The organism is Erwinia sp. MYb416, assembly GCF_037479575.1.
Lineage (GTDB): Bacteria > Pseudomonadota > Gammaproteobacteria > Enterobacterales > Enterobacteriaceae > Erwinia > Erwinia rhapontici.
Map to the genome: position 1 here is coordinate 1 of NZ_JBBGYT010000324.1, position 1,223 is coordinate 1,223.

General features: G+C 52.0%; 1 protein-coding gene and 1 pseudogene. Both read right to left on the reverse strand.

Translation table 11 applies throughout. The features are described from left to right. Positions 1-104: 104 nt before the first annotated feature. A pseudogene (locus WH277_RS03890) lies at positions 105-230 on the reverse strand (MmcQ/YjbR family DNA-binding protein); the annotation flags it as partial. A gap of 215 nt (positions 231-445) precedes the next feature. Beyond that, the coding region (locus WH277_RS03895) for an AraC family transcriptional regulator (protein ID WP_339504465.1) at positions 446-1,223 on the reverse strand (778 nt) is incomplete at its 5' end.

The following is a 1,223-nucleotide window of genomic DNA, read 5'->3' on the forward strand; positions in this document are numbered from 1 at the left end:
CCTGAAAAGGGTGAGCCTGTCTTTTCATTAAACCCGCCCTGATATCTTTTTATCAGGCAGTCAGCTCATGGCTATCGGCAAGCAGCTCGTGTATTTCGTGGGCAGAGACCGAACCATTTCTTTCCGTCGTGATGCCGAAGTACTGCATAGCCCGGCAGATTACTCCAGAGATATTCTGGCTCAGACTTAAAATGTTCCCGCGCGTAATTGAATAATGCATCTCGTTTCATCATCAATACCTATCATTATCTGGTTTATATTTTACGCTGATAAATATAATACCGCGCTCGTGCTTATTTTAGCCCCCCGCATTCTATTTAAGGCTAATCCGAAAGCACGGGAGCGGATCCCCTTTCGAGATGGGGGGCACAGAGGTGTCCGGCACCTTTTGCATAACAGTATGCGCGGCATGGAATCTGCCGGAAATGAATAAAACAGCCAGCGTTTACTCCTTTACTGAAGTCCCGATCGCCTGTCGTATCTCACGCACGTTGCGCACAGGCGGTGCGCCGAATTGCCGCAGGTATTCACGGCTAAACTGTGAAGCACTTTCATAACCGACGGCAAACGCCACATCAGAGGCGCGATGCTCGCCGGCAAGCAAAAGCTGGCGAGCTTCCTGCAATCTAAGCTGTTTCTGATACTGGATGGGACTGAGGCCAGTCATCGACAAAAAATGACGATGCAGGCTCGCCCGACTCATGCCGCTGACATCGCACAACGCTTCGATGCGAAGCCGGGTATTGTAATTATCCCGGATCCAGGCGACGGCTCGCCGGATACTACTCAGCGCACCTTCGGGTTGGGCAATCTGACGTAGCAGTCGCCCCTGGGGGCCCTGCAGGAGACGATAAAGCAATTCCCGTTCGAGCATAGGCCCAAGAACCGGAATATCATCAGGGGTGTCGAGCAATGACAGCAAGCGGAGTAACGTATCGCGGAGCGAGGCAGTCATCGGGTTTATCATAATGCCGCCCCCCTTTTGTTCACGCTCGCGAACCGGCGGTATCGCCGCCGCTAATTCCGCCAGTATGGCCGGATCCAGCACCAGCGAAATCGCAACGTAGGGTTGCCCCCCTTCATCATCAAAAATTTGTCCGATCAAAGGCAGATCAAGGGCACTGATAAGATATTTTTCGCTGTCGTAGCTCAGAAGATTGTCGTTAATTGCAACGTGCTTCGAGCCTTGCAGAATGAAGCAGATCATCGAGCGATAAAGGCAG